Raw genomic sequence first — 18,515 nt, forward strand, 5'->3', positions numbered from 1 at the left:
TGATTTTTTTTGTAATTTTATAGTAGATAATTAACACTTACCTCTACCTCTATTGTTTAAAACTTAAAATTAACAATTATGAAAAAAAACATTGGAATTTGGATTGATACAAAACAAGCTGTAATTATTAAGCTTTTAAATGACACCCATTCTGTTAAAGTAATTGAATCAAATATTGAAACTAGAGAACGTATTGATGGAGAATCAAAAAAATACGGTAGATTTGGAGGACAGTTTATGACTTATGAAAAAAATAAATTAAATCGTAAAATTGAACAAACTAATCAGTACGTAAAAAATTTATTAAAAGAAGTTGAAAATTGTGATTCTGTAGTTTTATTTGGGCCTTCAAAAATGAAAACTATTTTTGAAAAAGAACTTAAAAGCAATATGCAACTTGCTAATAAATTAATTGGAGTTTCTAATTCAAAATTATTAACCGAAAATCAAATGGTTGCTTGGGTAAAAGATTTTTATAAAGAAATTAAAATCTAAACAAAATTAATATTATTTAAATTATTATTAATAATCAGTTATTTATGAAATTAAAAAGAATTTCAATATTTATAGTATTGCTAATTTCAAACCTTAGTTGGTGTCAAAATTCAACAATTGAGGTTCATAAAACTAAAAACGGAGAAATCAAAATTCAACCAATTTTACACAGTAGTTTTATATTAACTTATAATAATAAAACAATTTATGTAGACCCAACTGGTGGAGAAAAATTATATCTAGGGTTAAAATCACCTGATATTATACTTATAACTGACATTCATGGAGATCATTTAGATTTAATAACATTAGACTCAATAGATACTTCTAAAGCTATTTTTATTGTTCCTAAAGATGCTGCTTCAAAATTGCCTGAAAAATACAAATCGAAAATAATAGTTTTAAACAACGGACAAGGTATTCATAGATTAGGCTTCTTTATAAATGCCATTGCTATGTATAATTTACCTGAAGTAGCAGATTCAAAACATCCGAAAGGTAGAGGGAATGGTTATATTTTAACTGCTGACGAAAAACGTATTTACATTTCTGGAGATACTGAAGATATCCCAGAAATGAGAATGCTTCAAAATATTGATATTGCTTTTATTTGTATGAATTTACCCTATACGATGGATATAAATCAAGCTGCAAATGCTGTTTTAGAATTTCAGCCAAAAATTGTGTATCCGCTTCATTACAGAGGGAAAGATGGGTTTAGTGATGTGAAAGAATTTAAAAATAATGTAAATTCAAAAAATAACACCATTGATGTTCGTTTACTAAAATGGTATCCAAACAATTAAGATTTTAACAACTCTTTTCCTATTGAACATTCTAAACATAATTGTTTATTGCAATATTCATTTTTAAGCTGAAGCAATGCCTGTGTTTTAAAAGCATTGTTACTCTTAATTTTTAACTCATTAAAATTTGAAATAATCGTGTTTTTTTCTGGTTTAATTTGTTCAACAATTGATATTACTGAGCTTAAATCATTTTCCCCTAAGCTTTTTAAATACATGAATTTTAGCGGAATGATTGTATTTATTAGTAATAAATCAATAAAAGATTTTGTGAGTTTCTTTGTCGATTTTTTAGATTCTTTTTCAAAAGTATAATGTGTTTCCCAAAATTTAGAAGTTGAAACATTTAACAAATCATAAAACTCCTCAATAGTATTTATCTCAATAATTTTTGAAAATAAATTTTGATAATTATAACATAATGAAGCTAATTGAGACAACCGTATTGTTGGAAAATTATTTGGACGCAATCTAAAAAATTGAACTTGATTATTTGAAATTGGACTTAATTTAAATTTTACTTTTAAATAATCATAATCCTCTTTTAATTTTCTAAAATATTCTGATTCAAAATTGTTAGATAACAAACCTGCCTGACCAAAGAATAATACTTCCAGTTGCTCCTTACTAGATGAAACTTTTCTTAGAATTGAAAAATCAAAGGAGTTTGCAAAACTCATAAAAGCATCTGCATTAATTTTTAACCCAAAATTCTTTGCTAACAAAACAAACAAAGTAGCTTCCCAACTGTTATTAGTTTTTGTCAATATTTCCTGAATTTGTTCAGATTTATGTTCTAATCGTTCAAAATAAAGTCGTTCAAACCAATGCGAGAGAACAAATGTGTCTATTTTATTAATATCTTGCTCACAATTAATCCAATTTTTTGTTATACTAAAAAGCTGTTCGTGTTTATTAAGTAAATCCTTCGATATATAATTTTTTAATTCTAAAGTAGCAATTGCTTCATTTGATTTTCTAAAAATTTCAACATCATGTTCCCAAACAACATGTAATATAACAGCATCATAATTCTCATCTACTTCATGATAATGAGCATACCAATCTGATGAATTGATATGAATTTCAACATTACCCGCCCAAAGTTGCTTGTTTACTACAATTTTAGCATTTAAAAAATCAGGCCCAGTGTTACTGTTCTCAATTCCTACTGAAGTTATTTCAATATTTTCGCCGTTCGTTGTTTGTAAATTTTTATATGAAAACAGCTTAAGTTTCCATATAAAATGAAGTAAATTTTCTTTCATAGCTTTTTTAATCTCCTTAAAAGTAAATATTATCTTTTAGTTATGAAAATTCAAGCCTTAATTTAAGTCTATTTCCGTATTTTTGAATTAATTTTGTAAGGAAAAATTTATGTAAATGAATATAATTAAAAGCCTTGAATGGAGATATGCAACGAAAAAATTTGATCCTTCAAAAAAACTATCAAATCAACAAATTGAAACTCTTAAAAAAGCTTTCAATTTAACACCAACATCATTTGGTTTACAACCTATAAAAATGATTGTGATTTCAAATAAAGAACTTCAAGAAAAATTTGTAGAACATTCTTACTTTCAAAGAATGGTTGCTGACGCATCACATTTATTAGTTTTATGTATTGAAAAGGATACAACTACTGAAAATATAAATGCTTACTTCGATTTGGAAAAAGACATAAGAGAAGTTGAAGAAGAAGTAATTTCTAACTTCAGAAAGCAACTTATTGGAATGTATGAATCTAAAACTCTAGAAGAAAAACAGCAATCTGCAATTTATCAAACCTATATTGTTCTAGGAAATTTAATGACTGTTTGTGCTTTAGAAAAAATTGACGCTTGCCCAATGGAAGGTTTTGTGCCTGAAAAAATTGATGAATTATTAAATTTAAAAAACCTAAATTTAAAATCTGTTCTAATGTTACCTGTTGGCTATAGAGCTGAAGATGATGTTATGATTGGAATGAAAAAAGTTAGAAAACCTATTAACGAAACTGTATTAGAAATACAATAATAAAAATAATTTAGAAATGAGTAAAGATATTAGAGCACTAGAACCTACTACACTTTGGAATAATTTTGCAGATTTAAATGCAGTTCCAAGAGGTTCAAAAAAAGAAGAAAAAGTAATACAATTTATGGTTGATTTTGGAAAAAAATTAAACCTTGAAACTATTATTGATCCTGTTGGGAACGTGATTATAAAAAAACCAGCCTCAAAAGGTATGGAAAATCGCAAAACCATTGTTATGCAAGGTCATTTGGATATGGTTCATCAAAAAAATTCTGATACTAATTTTGATTTTGATACGGAAGGTATTAAAATGAAAGTTGTAGATGGCTGGGTTAAAGCTGATGGTACAACTCTTGGTGCTGATAATGGCTTAGGAGTTGCTGCAATAATGAGCATTTTAGCATCTAAAGATATTAAACACCCTGCTGTAGAAGCTTTATTTACCATTGATGAAGAAACAGGAATGACTGGTGCAATGGGGTTACAAGCTGGTTATTTAAAAGGAGAAATATTACTAAATTTAGATACTGAGGAAGATGATGAAATTGATATTGGATGTGCTGGAGGGATTGATATTACAGCAAAAAATGTGTATCATGAAGTTAACACACCTATAAATAGTATTGGCTTCTCAATTTCTGTGACAGGTTTAAATGGTGGGCATTCTGGAATGGATATTCATAAAGGGCTTGGAAATGCTAATAAAATAATGAACCGTTTATTATATGTAGCTCAAGAACATCTAAGAATTTCTGAAATAAATGGAGGTAGTTTACGTAATGCTATTCCAAGAGAAAGTTTTGCCTTAATTTCAGTTTATAGTTCTCGAAAAGATGTTTTTTTAAAGTTAATAAATACAACTATAACTCAAATTAAAAAGGAACTTAAAACAGTTGATCCTAATTTAACTATTACCGTTACTGAAACAATTGCTCCAAAAAAAGTAATGACTACCATTAGCCAAATTACACTATTAAATACTATTTACGCAACTCACAATGGTGTTTTTAGAATGAGCAATGATATGGAGAATTTAGTTGAAACTTCAAATAATGTAGCGCGTATAATTGTTAAAGATGAAGTAATTACAATTATGTGTTTAACAAGATCATCTGTAGAAACTTCAAAATCAGATTTAGTAAACACCTTAAAATCTGCTTTTGAATTAGCAGGTTATCAGGTAACACTTTCTGGTTCATATCCAGGTTGGAAACCTAATGTAAACTCTCAAATATTAAATGTTTTAACTGAAACTTATGAAAAATTATTTGGTAGTAAAGCAGCTGTTGTAGCTTGTCATGCTGGTTTAGAATGCGGTATTTTAGGAACAAATTATCCTGATATGGATATGATTTCATTTGGACCAACAATACAAGGTGCTCATTCACCCGATGAAAGAGCTAATATTAAATCAGCTCAAAAATTCTGGAAATATTTACTCTCAATATTAGAAAATATTCCTACTAAAAACTAACAAAAAAAAGAGGTTGAGATTATTCAACCTCTTTTTTTTTTATCTCTTTGTTAACATTATTCCCTTTTTAAAACCATAAATAATTGTATTTTTACAACTTATTTTAACACTATATTCTTTCATGGGTAAAATTATTGCAATTGCAAATCAAAAAGGTGGTGTAGGTAAAACTACAACAACTATTAACCTCGCCGCCGCTTTAGGTGTGTTAGAAAATAAGGTATTATTGATTGATGCTGATCCTCAAGCAAATGCTTCCTCAGGGCTTGGAATTATAGTTGAAGAAGTAGAAATGGGAAGTTATCAATTATTAGAACATACTATCACCGCAAAAGAGGCAATTGTACCTACAAATTCACCAAATGTAGATATTATTCCAGCGCATATTGATTTAGTTGCAATTGAAATTGAATTGGTTGATAAAGAGAAACGAGAATATAAATTAAAAGAAGCACTTGAAGAAATAAAAAATGATTATGATTATATTTTAATTGACTGTGCTCCTTCACTTGGCTTAATAACGTTAAATGCACTTGTGGCAGCTGATTCTGTAATTATTCCTATCCAATGTGAATATTTTGCATTAGAAGGCTTAGGAAAATTATTAAATACCATTAAAAGTGTTCAGAAAATACACAATACTAATTTAGATATTGAAGGTTTATTACTTACAATGTACGACTCTCGTTTACGCCTTTCAAACCAAGTAGTAGAAGAAGTTAAAAAGCATTTTCAGAATATGGTTTTTAAAACCATCATTCAACGAAATGTTAGGTTAAGTGAAGCTCCAAGTTTTGGAGAAAGTATTATCGCATATGACGCAACAAGTAAAGGTGCTGTTAATTATATTAACTTAGCTAATGAAATTTTAAAATTAAACAATAAGGATGGCTAAAGCATTTAAAAAACAAGCACTAGGAAGAGGATTATCTGCCTTATTAAATGATTCAAGTTCAGATATTACATCTGCAAATGATAAAAATGCAGAAAAAATTGTAGGTTCTATTATTGAAATAGAAATGGATTTAATTGATGTAAATCCATTTCAACCAAGAACTTACTTTAACGAAGAAGCACTACAAGAATTAGCAAGCTCCATAAAAGAATTAGGTGTTATACAGCCAATTACCATTCGAAAATTAGAAGGAAATAAATTTCAACTAGTTTCTGGAGAAAGAAGATTTAGAGCTTCCAAATTAATAGGAAATACTACAATACCTGCCTATATAAGAATTGCTAATGACCAAGAAATGCTTGAAATGGCATTGGTTGAAAACATACAACGTAAAGATTTAGATCCAATAGAAGTTGCTCTTTCTTATCAACGATTAATTGAAGAAATTGATTTAACGCAAGAAGAAATGAGTCAACGCGTTGGAAAAAAACGTTCAACAATTAGTAATTATTTACGATTGTTAAAATTAGACCCAATTATTCAAACAGGAATGCGAGATGGATTTTTATCAATGGGTCATGGTAGAGCATTAATAAACGTTGAAAATGCTGAAGAACAATTAGGTATTTATGAGAAGATTATTAAACAAAAATTATCAGTTCGTGAAACTGAATTATTAGTTAAAAATTTGAAAGAAGGACCTTCAATAGCAACTAAAAAAACTTCAGAAACCATTGAAACTCCTAAATTTATTTCAAACGGTGCAAAAACTTTTAGTGAATATTTTGGGCATAAAATTGACATAAAATTAGCAGGTAAAGATAAAGGTAAAATTATAATACCTTTTCATTCAGAAGAAGATTTTAATAGACTTAAAAAATTATTAGAATAGTGTTAAACAAACAGTTATACATATTTTTTTTAGTTATTGGTTTAACCATTTTTAGAGGTTTTTCTCAAGAAAATGTTTTAAAAATTAAAGATACTGTATTTGGAAATTCCGCAGAATACAATCCACTATCGCCTTCAAAAGCAGCATTCTATTCAGCAGTATTACCAGGTTTAGGACAAGCATACAATAAAAAATATTGGAAAATTCCATTTGTTTATGCAGCCCTAGGGTCTGGAGTTTACATTTATACATTAAATAACAATAATTATAATAGAGCAAGAACCGCTTTTAAATTAAGAACAAATGGCAAGCCTGATGAATTTGATGGTTTGGATGGTAAACCATTTTTATCTGAAGCTGCATTAATTTCAGCTCAAAAAGGTTATAAAAAGGATAAAGATTTAGCATTATTAGTAACTGCCGGATTGTATATTTTACAAATAATTGAAGCAAGTACAAATGCACATCTTTTACAACATAATGTAGACAATAGTTTAACAATTAATCCTAAATTAATTAAAAACACAACTAATAACAGAACCATAGTTGGGGCACAAATTAATTTCAAATTTTAAAATGAAAATAGCACTTTTAGGTTATGGAAAAATGGGTAAAACAATTGAACAAATTGCTTTACAAAAAGGTCACGAAATTGTATTAATAGTTGATGAAAACACTAAAAATTATGATATTACATTAGCCGATGTGGCCATTGATTTTAGTATTCCAACAGTAGCTTTTACCAATATTTCAAACTGCTTTAATAACAATATTCCTGTAGTAAGTGGAACAACTGGCTGGTTAGATAAATTTAATGAAGCGATAGAACTTTGCAATAAGAAAAAAAGTGGTTTTATTTACGCTTCAAATTTTAGTTTAGGTGTAAACATCTTTTTTGAATTAAATGAATATTTAGCAAAAATGATGAGCAACTTAAGCCAGTATCAAATTTCAATGGAAGAAATTCATCATACTCAAAAATTAGATGAACCAAGTGGAACAGCTATTACACTGGCTGAAGGAATTATAAAACATACCAATAAAAATAATTGGTCTTTAAATGTAACAAATAACGAAAACGAATTACCTATAGTCGCAAAACGTATCGCTGGTGTTCCTGGAACTCATTCTATAGAATACAAATCGAATGTAGATACAATTGATATTAAACATACTGCACATAATAGAGATGGCTTTGCTTTAGGAGCAGTAATAGCTGCAGAATGGCTAGTTGGAAAAACAGGTGTTTTTACTATGAAAGACGTTTTAGGTTTAAAATAATATAAAAATCACTAATTATGACAATGACTCAATGGTTTATATTTTTCTTAATAATTCAAGTAATTCACTTTGTTGGAACTTGGAAACTTTACATTAAAGCTGGGAGAAAATCTTGGGAAGCAATAATTCCTATTTACAATGCAATTATTTTAATGAAAATAATAAACAGACCTGCTTGGTGGGTGATTTTATTATTTATCCCTATTATAAATTTATTAATGTTCCCAGTAGTTTGGATTGAAACTATTAGAAGTTTTGGTAAAAATTCTACAATTGATTCATTTTTAGCTGTTTTAACTTTAGGGTTTTATACCTACTACATAAATTATTTAACCAACGTAAATTATATTGAAGATAGAAGTTTAAAATCTAGAACTGAATTAGGTGAATGGGTAAGCTCAATTGTTTTTGCAATTATTGCGGCCACATTGGTTCATACTTATATTATGCAACCCTATACAATACCTACATCTTCTTTGGAAAAATCTTTATTAGTAGGTGATTTTCTATTTGTAAGCAAGTTTCATTATGGCGCAAGAGTTCCAATGACAACAGTTGCAGCTCCTATGGTACACGATTCTTTACCATTAATTAAGGCTAAATCTTATTTAAAAACTCCTCAACTTCCATATTTCAGAATTCCAGGTTTTCAGGATATTAAAAGAAATGAAATTGTTGTATTCAATTGGCCAGTAGATACTGTTCGTTTTTTTAGAGATCACTCTAATATTCATATAGATAAGCCTATTGATAAAAAGTCAAACTACGTAAAACGTTGTGTTGGTATTCCAGGTGATTCATTAGAAATTAAGGATGGCTATATTTTTATTAATGGGAAACAAACTGTTTTACCAGACAGAGCTAAACCACAATATTTTAATACTGTAACTGTAAAAGAAGGTTTTAATCCAAATAGTTTAATCTCAAGATATGGATCTACAGAATTAGGTGGTGGTACTAATGGTATTTTTACTGTAAACCTTACTGATGAAAATGCACAAAATCTTAAAAACAATCCATACGTTATTAGTGTTATAAAAGATCTTACTCCTAAAGGAAATTTTGACAATAAAATATTTCCACACAATAACAAATACCCTTGGTCAGTAGATAATTATGGTCCAATTTATATTCCTGAAGAAGGTAAAACTGTTGAATTAAATGCTAAATCTATTCCTTTTTACAAACGAATTATTGAGGTTTATGAAAATAATGACTTAACCATTAATGGTGATGAAATTTTTATTAATGGGAAATTAGCAACTAATTACACCTTCAAACAAAATTATTATTGGATGATGGGTGATAACCGACACAATTCTGAAGATGCTCGTTTTTGGGGATATGTTCCTTTTGACCATGTGGTTGGTAAACCCGTATTTATTTGGTTTAGTTGGGATACTAATGGACAAGGTTTAGGAGAAAAAATCAGATGGGAACGTGTTTTTACAACGGTTCATGGAAGTGGAAAACCTGTTTCATACTTGTATTATTTTATAGGAGCCCTTGTACTTTGGTTTGGCTATAGCTCTTATAGAAAACGTAAAAATGTGGAATAATGTTTGTCATTTTTAAATATCATATGAAATGACCTTACTTCAACCAACATATTTTTCGCCAATAATTCAATATGTTGCAATTGCAAATTCAAAAGAAATTATATTTGAAGTTGAAGATAATTTTCAAAAACAGACCTATAGAAATCGCTGTTATATTAACACAGCTGATGGTAAACACTCATTAACTGTTCCCTTTCAACATAGTAAAGGCATCAAACAAAAAACAAAAGATATAAAAATAGATTATAAGGATGATTGGCATAAAATTCAATTAAAAACATTAGAAACAGCCTACAGTTCATCACCTTTTTTTGAATTTTACGTTGATGATTTACAACCAATATTTAAAAAAAGAAGCACCTATTTATTAGATTTAAATTTAAAGTGCCATCAATTTGTGATGGATTGTTTACAATTGGAAGTCTCAACTTCAAAAACTACAGAATATCATAAAGAATTCGATTTTTTAGATGCTCGCAGTTTAGCAATTGCTAAACCTGAAAAAGTATTCAATTTAGAACACTATTTTCAAGTATTTAACTCAAATCATGGCTTTATTTCTAATTTAAGTATTTTAGACTTACTATTTATGGAAGGTCCTAATGCGTTAAATTATTTAGAAAGTCAAAAAATTAATTTTTAATTTTGGATAGTATTAGATTCGTAACACATTATGGAATGCACTTTTTAGTTCCTGCTGTTATTGCCTATTTATTTTTTAAAAACAATTGGAAAAAAGTATGGCTTTTGTTTATCTTAACTATGTTAGTAGATTTAGATCACTTAATTGCAACACCACTTTTTGATGCAACACGATGTAGCATTAATTTTCATCCACTTCACTCCTATTATGCCATTCTATTATATACTCTATTTCTTTTTCCTTTAAAAACAAGAATTATTGCTATTGGATTATTATTTCACATGCTTACCGACTATATTGATTGTTTTTGGATTACATAAACTCAGAATTTCTTCTTTGATTATTTTATACTTAATACGTTCTTACAGTAAATCAACTCCAAAACTAACGTTTATATTCTCTTCATGATTTGAGGAATAGTCTTCCAAAAAGTAAATTTAAGAAACACTTTAAAAGGCAAAATATAAATGATAATTTTGTTTAAATTTAAATATCATTAATATTAGAATCCTGAATATTAATATTTTAAAAAATATTATATTTATAGAATTTATACTATTATAAATATTTTTTGCATTTTAAACTTGCCAATAACAACATTTTTTATTAAATTTAGAATTACTACTTTCTAAATTAATCATAAGAAGAAACCAGCCCCCAGATTAAAACTCTGTGTTATGATTAAGAATGTAATTATATTAGCTGAACTTCCCTTATTTTTAAATGTACTTATTGCTAAATCTAAGAATTCAAATGATACCCTTTTAGAAATAATCATTCCAATTGTTTTTAGTTTATTTTCTCTAAATAAAAAATGCAGCTCAAATAGTATTGGATAAACAACTAATTTTTTACACAATGCTAGTTTTAAAAAAATATTTCACTATTTTATTTATCGTTTTACCAGCAATAATTACTTTAGTAGTATTTAGTTATTTGAAATTTAATTTTAAAAACGAAGCAACTTTATCTAGTAATTTTAAGAATCTTCACAACGGCGATTTAATTTTGCGTTGTGGACGATCTACAGAAAGTTTTGCTGTTTATTTAGCTGATGCTAATTCTGAATTTACACATATTGGTATTATTTCAATAGAAAACGGCATACCTTATGTAATTCATGCAGTTCCAAGCAAAACAAACTTAATTAAAAAAGAAGTATTATTCACCTTTATAAATTCAAAAAGCACTTCCAAATTTGCCATCTATAGAAGTAATTTCAATGAAGTTTATTTAGATAAAGTTGTAAAGACCGCTAACAGCTATTATATAAACAAATATAAATTTGACACCAAATATGATCTCACCACAAACACAAAATTGTATTGCACTGAACTTGTTTTAAAAGCATTTAATACTTGTGGCGCTACTATAAAAGTAAAGTCAAAAGAATTAAACTATATAATTGGGAAACACTTCATTATTTTTCCATCCGAATTTACGAAAGCCCCATTTTTTACTAGAATAATTTAATTTAAATAAATATTAATTTTAAAACTGTAATTATGAAAAATTTAAAAATTTACGCAATCCTTTTAGTATTAGCTATAGCATTTAATTTAAACTCTTGTTCAAGTGGAATTTCAGCACCTGGTGATGCCATTGTAAAAGCTTATAATTTCATGAATAACAAACAATTTGAAAAAGCTGCAAAATTATACGTTGGTAAAAAAGGTGAAGTATTCACAGAAGCAGAAGTAAAAAAAATGGAAGGTTTAGTTGCAATGGCATTTGAGCAACATGAGAAAAAAGATGGTATTAAAAATGTTGAAATAACAGAAGAAATAATAGCTGAAGATGGAAAATCTGCAAAAGTAAAATTCATTATTCATTTTAATAATGGGGACACAGATAATGAAAATGCTGATCTTCTAAATATAGATGGAAAATGGTTTATTAAAGTATAGTGTGAATAAAAAAATCCCAGAATATATTCTGGGATTTTTTTAAATAGTTTATCTAATCAATTTTTTATATTTAATACGTTTTGGCATTAAATCACCACCAAGCCTTGCTTTTTTATTTTCTTCATAATCAGAGAATGACCCCTCAAAGAAATACACTTCAGAATTACCTTCAAAAGCTAAAATATGTGTACAAACTCTGTCCAAAAACCATCTATCGTGACTAATTACTACTGCACAACCCGCAAAGTTTTCCAAACCTTCTTCCAGTGCACGTAAAGTATTTACATCCAAGTCATTTGTTGGCTCATCTAATAATAAAACGTTTCCCTCTTCACGCAACGTCATTGCTAAATGCAAACGGTTTCTTTCACCCCCAGAAAGTGTACTTACTTTTTTATTTTGCTCACTTCCAGAGAAGTTAAATCTACTTAAATAAGCTCTAGAGTTCACTTGCTTTCCCCCCATTAAAACCAATTCTTGTTCGTTGGCAAAATTTTGCCAAATAGTTTTTTCTGGATCAATATTTGAATGACTTTGATCTACATAAGCTATTTTTGCAGTATCTCCAACAATAAATTCTCCTTTATCTGGCTCTAACTCACCCATTATCATTTTGAAAATTGTGGTTTTACCAGCACCGTTTGGACCAATAATACCAACAATTCCTGCCTGTGGTAGATTAAAATTTAAATCTTCATATAAAATTTTATCTCCAAATGCTTTTGAAACTCCTTTAGCTTCAATAACTTTAGTTCCCAATCGTGGACCATTTGGAATATAAATCTCTAATTTTTCATCCAATTGATTTTGATCCTGACTCATTAATTTATCATAGTTAGCCAAACGTGCTTTTGATTTTGCATGACGACCTTTTGGAGCCATTCTCACCCATTCCAACTCTCGTTCTAATGTTTTTTGACGCTTAGAAGCTGTTTTAGATTCTTGTGCTAATCGTTTTGATTTTTGATCTAACCAAGATGAATAATTTCCTTTCCAAGGAATACCTTCACCTCTATCTAGTTCTAAAATCCACCCAGCAACATTGTCTAAAAAGTATCTATCATGTGTTACTGCAATTACAGTTCCACTATATTGTTGTAAATGATGTTCCAACCAATGTACAGACTCCGCATCTAAATGGTTTGTTGGCTCATCTAATAATAAAACATCTGGTTCTTGTAATAACAATCTACATAATGCTACTCTTCTACGTTCTCCACCAGAAAGATTTTTAATTGGTGTATCACCTTCAGGAGTTCTTAATGCATCCATAGCAATCTCCAATTTAGTATCTAATTCCCAAGCGTTCGCTGCATCAATTTTATCTTGAAGAACGGCTTGTTGGGCCATTAGTTTATCCATTTTATCAGCATCAGAATATACTTCTTCCAAGCCAAACATATCGTTTATTTTATTGTACTCATCTAAAATGGCTACTGTTTCAGCAACACCTTCTTTTACAATATCTAAAACAGTTTTAGTTTCATCTAATTGAGGTTCCTGCGATAAAAACCCAACAGAATAACCAGGTGCAAAAACCACATCTCCCTGATAGTTTTTCTCTAAGCCTGCAATAATTTTAAGTAAGGTTGATTTTCCAGAACCATTTAAACCTAAAATTCCAATTTTAGCTCCATAAAAAAAACTTAAATAAATATTTTTTAAAACCTGTTTATTTGCGTCTTGGTATGTTTTACTTACACCAGACATTGAAAAAATAACTTTCTTATCGTCAGCCATAGTTTATTTTAATAAATGTTAATTGTTATTTGTAATGTAAAAAGTTTTAAACTCTTCCTTTTAAAGCATTAAATACCCACGCAATTGCAAAAAAACCAATCCCAACAGCTGCAAACCCCCATCCAGCAACATCATCATATCTAAATGCTCCTAGAGCTATAAGCGATAGCCCAACAATTATCATAATTGCTGTAGCCCAAGCCAATACTGTATTTTTATTCATCTTAATTTGCTTTAATATTAATTATCTAAAAATTTATAGTCTGCAAATATCGTAAATTTAAAATGAAATCCATAAAAAACGCTCTCTTAAAAAGAGAGCGTTTATATTAAAAACTAAAAATTAGTGTCTTAAAAATGAGCTGTTTCAGTTTTTTTTGTTTAATTTTTTTATACAACCCTACCTAATTTTTCTTCAACTTTATTGTTTTTAGAAATAACTTCAAATTGATTGGATGTGTTATTTTCGCCTCCTGCTTTTAAGGCTTTGTCTCCTGCAAAAAATGTTTTATGGTCATCACCTAGATTTGACCCTGCCATTCTTTGATGTTTTACACAAGAAACACCTTTACGAATTTCCTGTCTCTGAACATCTTTTACATAAGCCAACATGCCTTCTTCGCCAAAATAACCTTCAGTTAAATCATTCATATGAAGTGCTGTTGTATGATAAGTTGGTAACGTAATTAAGTGATGGAAAATACCTGCATCTCTTGCACCATCTATTTGAAACGTTCTAATTTTCACATCAGCACGATAGCACAATTGCGAATCATCATATTGTGCATCCATTAAATTATTTCTATCATAGTCTGTCATATTTTCACCTTCAGAAAGCATTTCTTCATATACCTGATTACGGAAATTTAATGTCCAATTAAAAGATGGCGAGTTATTATAAACCAATTTAGCATTTGGCACAACTTCTTTAATTCTGTTTACCATAATAGCGATTTGCTTCACATTTGGTGTTGGAGTTTCAATCCATAGTAAATCTGCTCCATTTTGAAGACTCGTAATACAATCTAACACAACTCTATCTATATTAGATCCATCTTTAAATTTATACAACCCATTTGGTAATCTTACTGGACGCACTAATTTACCATCTCTTTTAAGAAATACATCATCTTCTTTAGCTTCATTTATGTCAATTTCTTCCGCTTCTACAAAAGCTAAATATTGAGAAGCTAAATCTCTTGGCTCATTACTAACTGGCAATTTTTGCGTTAAACCAGCACCCTCAGAATCTGTTCTTGCAACAATAATTCCGTCATCTACTCCTAATTCTATAAACGCATACCTAATAGCATTCAGTTTGGCAATAAAATCTTCATGAGGCACAGTAACCTTTCCATCTTGATGACCACATTGTTTAGCATCAGAAACTTGATTTTCAATTTGAATAGCACAAGCGCCGGCTTCAATCATTTTCTTCGTTAACAAATAAGTAGCTTCTTCATTCCCAAAACCTGCATCAATATCAGCAATAATAGGAACTATATGTGTTTCAAAATTATCGATTTGATCTTGTACATCTTCCCCTTTTTCAAGTCTTCTGAACAAATCATTTAACTCAATTGCATCTGCTTGTCGTAAGAAATCATAAATTTCTTTAATTAATAAAGGAACGGCTGTTTTTTCGTGCATAGATTGATCTGGCAATGGTCCAAATTCTGAGCGTAATGCAGCTACCATCCAACCAGATAGATATAAATATCTTTTACTTGTTGTTTTATGATGCTTTTTAACAGCGATCATATTTTGTTGCGCAACAAAACCATGCCAACAACCTAATGATTGCGTGTAATTTGAAACATCTGCATCATATTCTTCCATATCTTTTCTCATAATGGCAGCAGTATATTTAGCGATATCTAAACCTGTTTTAAACCGATTTTGAGCAACCATTCTAGCTGCAGTTTCAGGATTTATTGCGTTCCAAGTATTTCCATACTTTGCTTTAAGATCTCTTACAGTTTGTAAAGCAGAACTATAATTACTTTGTGCTAAATTTTTCATAATTTTGTCTTGTATTTAATTTTTATAGTTATTTATATGAATCACCCTTTAATTTCGCGGTTTTGGGTGGTTTTTTTATAGGTAATTGTAAGCTTTTAAGGTTAAAAATTCTTCAAATTTTTCTGAAATAACCAGTGAATCAAACAATTCGATGGCCAAGTTAAATTTTCCGTTTTTGAAGGCCTCTTCTCCAACCAATTCTTTAATTATTTGAATTTCAGACTCCAGCAATTCAATATACAGTTCAACAGTAAAAATTCTGTCATCTTCAAGTATTGAATTATTATGTAGCCACTGCCACAATTGCGTTCTTGAAATTTCTGCTGTTGCAGCGTCTTCCATTAAATTATATAAGGCCGCAGCTCCGTTACCTGAAAGCCACGATTCCATATATAAAATCCCAACATTAATATTTTTACGAATTCCTTTTTCTGTAATAGTACCTTTAGGTTGCTCAACCAGCATTTCTTCTGTAATGTTCAAATCTTCTCGTTTATTTGAAATCTGATTCTTTTCAGGCATATAATTATCAAATACTTCTAAAGCAACAGCAACCAATCCTGGATGTGCAACCCAAGTACCATCATGTCCATTTTTAGCTTCACGCTCTTTATCTGCTCTTACTTTTTCATAGGCAATTCTATTTTCCTCTTCATTGTTTTTTACAGGAATTTGTGCAGCCATTCCGCCAATTGCATGAACATTTCGCTTGTGACATCGTTGTATTACACGCAAAGAATAAGCCTCCATAAATGGTGATGCCATGGTTACTTGATCTCTATCTGGCACAACAAAACCTTTATGGTTTCTAAACTTTTTGATGTATGAAAAAATATAATCCCAACGGCCACAATTTAATCCTGCCATATGGTTTTTTAATTCATAAATAATTTCATCTATTTGAAAACTCGCAGTTATTGTTTCAATTAAAACTGTAGCTTTTATAGTTGATTGTTTAATTCCCATATAATTTTGAGCAAAAACAAAAACTTCATTCCACCAGCGCGCTTCAAAATAATGTTCAAGTTTTGGTAAGTAAAAATATGGTCCAGATCCATTTTTTAATAACTGCTCTTCATTATGAAAAAAATACAATCCAAAATCAACTAAAGAGCCTGATATTTCTTCTCCATTAATTCGTACATTTTTTTCATTCAAATGTAAACCTCTTGGCCTAACTAAAAGTGTGGCAACATTTGTATTTAGCTTGTATTCCTTACCATTTTCATTTGTAAATGAAATAGTTTTATTTACAGCATCCATCAAGTTTTGCTGACCTTCCATACAATTCTCCCAAGAAGGAGAATTGCTATCTTCAAAATCAGCCATAAAAACTTTAGCTCCTGAGTTTAATGCATTAATAATCATTTTTCGTTCAACTGGTCCAGTAATTTCTACTCTTCTATCTAACAAATCTTTTGGTAATGGATCAGCAATCCAATTTTCATCTCTTATAGAAGATGTTTCTCTTGGAAACTCAGGAAAATTTCCTTTATCAAAATAATTTTGTTGCATTACTCTTCTTTCCAATAATTCCAAACGCTCGCTGTTAAATTTTTCGTGTAATTGCACTAAAAAATCCATAGCTTCATTGGTCAAAATATCATTATAAGAATTTTTAACATCTTCTGAAAAATGTACTGGGTGAATTGTTGTTTCGTTAAATTTTTTCATATTGGCTTATTTTTATGAGGACAAACATAAATTAAAGTTTTTTATAAAACAAGCGAACGTTCGCTAAATAAACAAATAATGCTAATTTTTATTATTTCGCTAAAAAACATACCTTTGTTTTATGAATATCGAAGAAGAATACATAAAATTGATCTTTGGATTGAAGCTAAAGCAAATTAGAACAGAGAAAAGCTTGTCATTATTTGGACTTTCAAAACTTACAAACATCTCAAAATCATACCTTAACGAGATTGAGAAAGGAAAAAAATATCCTAAAACAGATAAAATTGCACTTTTATCACAAGTATTAGATATTCCTTATGATAATATGGTTTCCTTAAAATTAGATAAAAACTTAGCACCATTAGGTGAAATATTACAATCCAAAATTTTAAAAGAAATCCCTTTAGATTTATTTGGAATACAAGAAGCTGATTTAATTGATATTATTTCAAATGCACCAGCAAAGGTAAGTGCATTTTTAAGTACTCTAATTGAAATTGCACAAAACTACAACCTTTCTCGTGAAAGTTTCTTCTTAGCTGCTTTACGCTCTTACCAAGAAGCACATAATAATTATTTTGAAGATATTGAACTTAGTGTAGAACAGTTTGCAAAAGCCTATCACATTAATTTAAAAGAAAAAATAAATTCAAAAGATTTAGAAGAAATTTTAACAGAAGAATTTAATTATAAAATTTTAGATGATAAACTTCATTTGTATCCTAATCTAAAAGAATTACGTTGCATTTTTATACCTAAACCAAAGGTGTTATTATTAAATAACACAATTGATGAATCTCAAAAAGCATTTATTTTAGCTAAAGAAATAGCTTATAATTACTTAAAAATAAATGAAAGATTATATACATTTCCTTGGGTTAAATTTGAATCTTTTGATCAGGTTTTAAATAATTTTATAGCTTCTTATTTTGCTGGAGCACTACTAATACCAAAAAAAGCATTAGAAAAACAACTGAAAACATTTTTTAATACTGAAACTTGGGATGGAGACACCTTTAATAAAATGATTACTCGTTTTACAGATTCACCTGAAACTTATTATCAACGCTTAACTAATATTTTACCAAAAACTTTTCATCTTAAAAAT

General features: G+C 29.0%; 20 protein-coding genes. 15 read left to right on the top strand and 5 right to left on the bottom strand.

What is annotated here, in order from left to right:
* Window positions 1-78 precede the first annotated feature (78 nt).
* The gene (locus ABY863_RS03570) at window positions 79-495 is read left to right on the top strand and encodes a hypothetical protein (RefSeq protein ID WP_372792891.1); all 417 of its coding nucleotides are present in this window, start codon (window positions 79-81) and stop codon (window positions 493-495) included.
* Window positions 496-539: 44 nt separating this feature from the next.
* On the top strand, window positions 540-1,301 hold the full coding sequence (locus ABY863_RS03575; protein WP_372792892.1) for an MBL fold metallo-hydrolase: 762 nt from the start codon (window positions 540-542) through the stop codon (window positions 1,299-1,301).
* On the opposite strand, the gene ABY863_RS03580 is transcribed toward ABY863_RS03575, so the two are convergent.
* Window positions 1,298-2,569 carry a DUF2851 family protein gene (locus ABY863_RS03580; protein ID WP_372792893.1) on the bottom strand — a complete coding sequence of 424 codons (1,272 nt, stop codon included), beginning with the start codon at window positions 2,567-2,569 and terminating at the stop codon, window positions 1,298-1,300. The genes ABY863_RS03575 and ABY863_RS03580 overlap by 4 nt on opposite strands.
* A gap of 115 nt (window positions 2,570-2,684) precedes the next feature.
* On the opposite strand from ABY863_RS03580, the gene ABY863_RS03585 reads away from it, so the two are divergent.
* The 12 genes from ABY863_RS03585 to ABY863_RS03640 all read left to right on the top strand — a co-directional run bounded on the left by ABY863_RS03585 (window position 2,685) and on the right by ABY863_RS03640 (window position 11,968).
* Window positions 2,685-3,317 (top strand): NAD(P)H-dependent oxidoreductase, encoded by a 633-nt coding sequence (locus ABY863_RS03585; protein WP_372792894.1) that lies wholly within the window; start codon window positions 2,685-2,687, stop codon window positions 3,315-3,317.
* A gap of 16 nt (window positions 3,318-3,333) precedes the next feature.
* Window positions 3,334-4,791 carry an aminoacyl-histidine dipeptidase gene (locus tag ABY863_RS03590; RefSeq protein ID WP_372792895.1) on the top strand — a complete coding sequence of 486 codons (1,458 nt, stop codon included), beginning with the start codon at window positions 3,334-3,336 and terminating at the stop codon, window positions 4,789-4,791.
* A gap of 121 nt (window positions 4,792-4,912) precedes the next feature.
* On the top strand, window positions 4,913-5,686 hold the full coding sequence (locus ABY863_RS03595; protein WP_372792896.1) for a ParA family protein: 774 nt from the start codon (window positions 4,913-4,915) through the stop codon (window positions 5,684-5,686).
* Window positions 5,679-6,578 (top strand): ParB/RepB/Spo0J family partition protein, encoded by a 900-nt coding sequence (locus tag ABY863_RS03600; protein ID WP_372792897.1) that lies wholly within the window; start codon window positions 5,679-5,681, stop codon window positions 6,576-6,578. Before ABY863_RS03595 ends, ABY863_RS03600 begins: the two co-directional genes overlap by 8 nt.
* The gene (locus tag ABY863_RS03605; RefSeq protein WP_372792898.1) at window positions 6,578-7,153 is read left to right on the top strand and encodes a DUF5683 domain-containing protein; all 576 of its coding nucleotides are present in this window, start codon (window positions 6,578-6,580) and stop codon (window positions 7,151-7,153) included. The genes ABY863_RS03600 and ABY863_RS03605 overlap by 1 nt, the downstream gene beginning before the upstream one ends.
* A gap of 1 nt (window position 7,154) precedes the next feature.
* Window positions 7,155-7,859, top strand: coding sequence for a 4-hydroxy-tetrahydrodipicolinate reductase (dapB, locus tag ABY863_RS03610; protein ID WP_372792899.1), 705 nt, complete (start codon window positions 7,155-7,157; stop codon window positions 7,857-7,859).
* Window positions 7,860-7,876: 17 nt separating this feature from the next.
* The gene (lepB, locus tag ABY863_RS03615; protein ID WP_372792900.1) at window positions 7,877-9,418 is read left to right on the top strand and encodes a signal peptidase I; all 1,542 of its coding nucleotides are present in this window, start codon (window positions 7,877-7,879) and stop codon (window positions 9,416-9,418) included.
* A gap of 28 nt (window positions 9,419-9,446) precedes the next feature.
* Window positions 9,447-10,061 carry a WbqC family protein gene (locus ABY863_RS03620; protein WP_372792901.1) on the top strand — a complete coding sequence of 205 codons (615 nt, stop codon included), beginning with the start codon at window positions 9,447-9,449 and terminating at the stop codon, window positions 10,059-10,061.
* A gap of 2 nt (window positions 10,062-10,063) precedes the next feature.
* Entirely contained in the window at window positions 10,064-10,381 is a 318-nt protein-coding gene (locus ABY863_RS03625) for a DUF6122 family protein (protein ID WP_372792902.1), read from the top strand.
* A 357-nt stretch (window positions 10,382-10,738) separates the two neighbouring features.
* The gene (locus tag ABY863_RS03630) at window positions 10,739-10,900 is read left to right on the top strand and encodes a hypothetical protein (RefSeq protein WP_372792903.1); all 162 of its coding nucleotides are present in this window, start codon (window positions 10,739-10,741) and stop codon (window positions 10,898-10,900) included.
* 19 nt (window positions 10,901-10,919) lie between these two features.
* Window positions 10,920-11,534, top strand: coding sequence for a YiiX/YebB-like N1pC/P60 family cysteine hydrolase (locus ABY863_RS03635; protein ID WP_372792904.1), 615 nt, complete (start codon window positions 10,920-10,922; stop codon window positions 11,532-11,534).
* Between the two features lie 32 nt (window positions 11,535-11,566).
* Window positions 11,567-11,968, top strand: coding sequence for a hypothetical protein (locus ABY863_RS03640; RefSeq protein ID WP_372792905.1), 402 nt, complete (start codon window positions 11,567-11,569; stop codon window positions 11,966-11,968).
* 48 nt (window positions 11,969-12,016) lie between these two features.
* Here ABY863_RS03640 and ettA read toward each other — a convergent pair whose 3' ends face one another.
* The 4 genes from ettA to aceB form a co-directional block, all read right to left on the bottom strand.
* On the bottom strand, window positions 12,017-13,708 hold the full coding sequence (gene ettA, locus ABY863_RS03645) for an energy-dependent translational throttle protein EttA (protein WP_372792906.1): 1,692 nt from the start codon (window positions 13,706-13,708) through the stop codon (window positions 12,017-12,019).
* 46 nt (window positions 13,709-13,754) lie between these two features.
* Window positions 13,755-13,931, bottom strand: a complete 177-nt coding sequence (locus ABY863_RS03650) for a CAL67264 family membrane protein (protein ID WP_372792907.1) — start codon at window positions 13,929-13,931, stop codon at window positions 13,755-13,757.
* Window positions 13,932-14,098: 167 nt separating this feature from the next.
* Window positions 14,099-15,730, bottom strand: coding sequence for an isocitrate lyase (locus tag ABY863_RS03655; RefSeq protein WP_372792908.1), 1,632 nt, complete (start codon window positions 15,728-15,730; stop codon window positions 14,099-14,101).
* Window positions 15,731-15,805: 75 nt separating this feature from the next.
* Window positions 15,806-17,404, bottom strand: coding sequence for a malate synthase A (gene aceB / locus ABY863_RS03660; RefSeq protein WP_372792909.1), 1,599 nt, complete (start codon window positions 17,402-17,404; stop codon window positions 15,806-15,808).
* Between the two features lie 121 nt (window positions 17,405-17,525).
* Between aceB and ABY863_RS03665 the strand changes: the two genes are divergently transcribed.
* Window positions 17,526-18,515 (top strand): helix-turn-helix domain-containing protein (locus ABY863_RS03665; RefSeq protein WP_372792910.1); only part of this gene is annotated, 990 nt, incomplete at its 3' end.

It is taken from the genome of Lutibacter sp., from assembly GCF_041562875.1.
Classification (GTDB): Bacteria; Bacteroidota; Bacteroidia; order Flavobacteriales; family Flavobacteriaceae; genus Lutibacter.

Coding starts and splice junctions, on each gene's coding strand:
- ettA (WP_372792906.1), bottom strand. CDS start 13,708: ATGGCTGACGATAAGAAAGTTATTTTTTCAATGTCTGGTGTAAGTAAA.
- ABY863_RS03620 (WP_372792901.1), top strand. CDS start 9,447: ATGACCTTACTTCAACCAACATATTTTTCGCCAATAATTCAATATGTT.
- ABY863_RS03590 (WP_372792895.1), top strand. CDS start 3,334: ATGAGTAAAGATATTAGAGCACTAGAACCTACTACACTTTGGAATAAT.
- ABY863_RS03655 (WP_372792908.1), bottom strand. CDS start 15,730: ATGAAAAATTTAGCACAAAGTAATTATAGTTCTGCTTTACAAACTGTA.
- ABY863_RS03650 (WP_372792907.1), bottom strand. CDS start 13,931: ATGAATAAAAATACAGTATTGGCTTGGGCTACAGCAATTATGATAATT.
- dapB (WP_372792899.1), top strand. CDS start 7,155: ATGAAAATAGCACTTTTAGGTTATGGAAAAATGGGTAAAACAATTGAA.
- ABY863_RS03585 (WP_372792894.1), top strand. CDS start 2,685: ATGAATATAATTAAAAGCCTTGAATGGAGATATGCAACGAAAAAATTT.
- ABY863_RS03640 (WP_372792905.1), top strand. CDS start 11,567: ATGAAAAATTTAAAAATTTACGCAATCCTTTTAGTATTAGCTATAGCA.
- ABY863_RS03580 (WP_372792893.1), bottom strand. CDS start 2,569: ATGAAAGAAAATTTACTTCATTTTATATGGAAACTTAAGCTGTTTTCA.
- ABY863_RS03630 (WP_372792903.1), top strand. CDS start 10,739: ATGATTAAGAATGTAATTATATTAGCTGAACTTCCCTTATTTTTAAAT.
- ABY863_RS03575 (WP_372792892.1), top strand. CDS start 540: ATGAAATTAAAAAGAATTTCAATATTTATAGTATTGCTAATTTCAAAC.
- ABY863_RS03595 (WP_372792896.1), top strand. CDS start 4,913: ATGGGTAAAATTATTGCAATTGCAAATCAAAAAGGTGGTGTAGGTAAA.
- ABY863_RS03600 (WP_372792897.1), top strand. CDS start 5,679: ATGGCTAAAGCATTTAAAAAACAAGCACTAGGAAGAGGATTATCTGCC.
- aceB (WP_372792909.1), bottom strand. CDS start 17,404: ATGAAAAAATTTAACGAAACAACAATTCACCCAGTACATTTTTCAGAA.
- lepB (WP_372792900.1), top strand. CDS start 7,877: ATGACAATGACTCAATGGTTTATATTTTTCTTAATAATTCAAGTAATT.
- ABY863_RS03570 (WP_372792891.1), top strand. CDS start 79: ATGAAAAAAAACATTGGAATTTGGATTGATACAAAACAAGCTGTAATT.
- ABY863_RS03635 (WP_372792904.1), top strand. CDS start 10,920: ATGCTAGTTTTAAAAAAATATTTCACTATTTTATTTATCGTTTTACCA.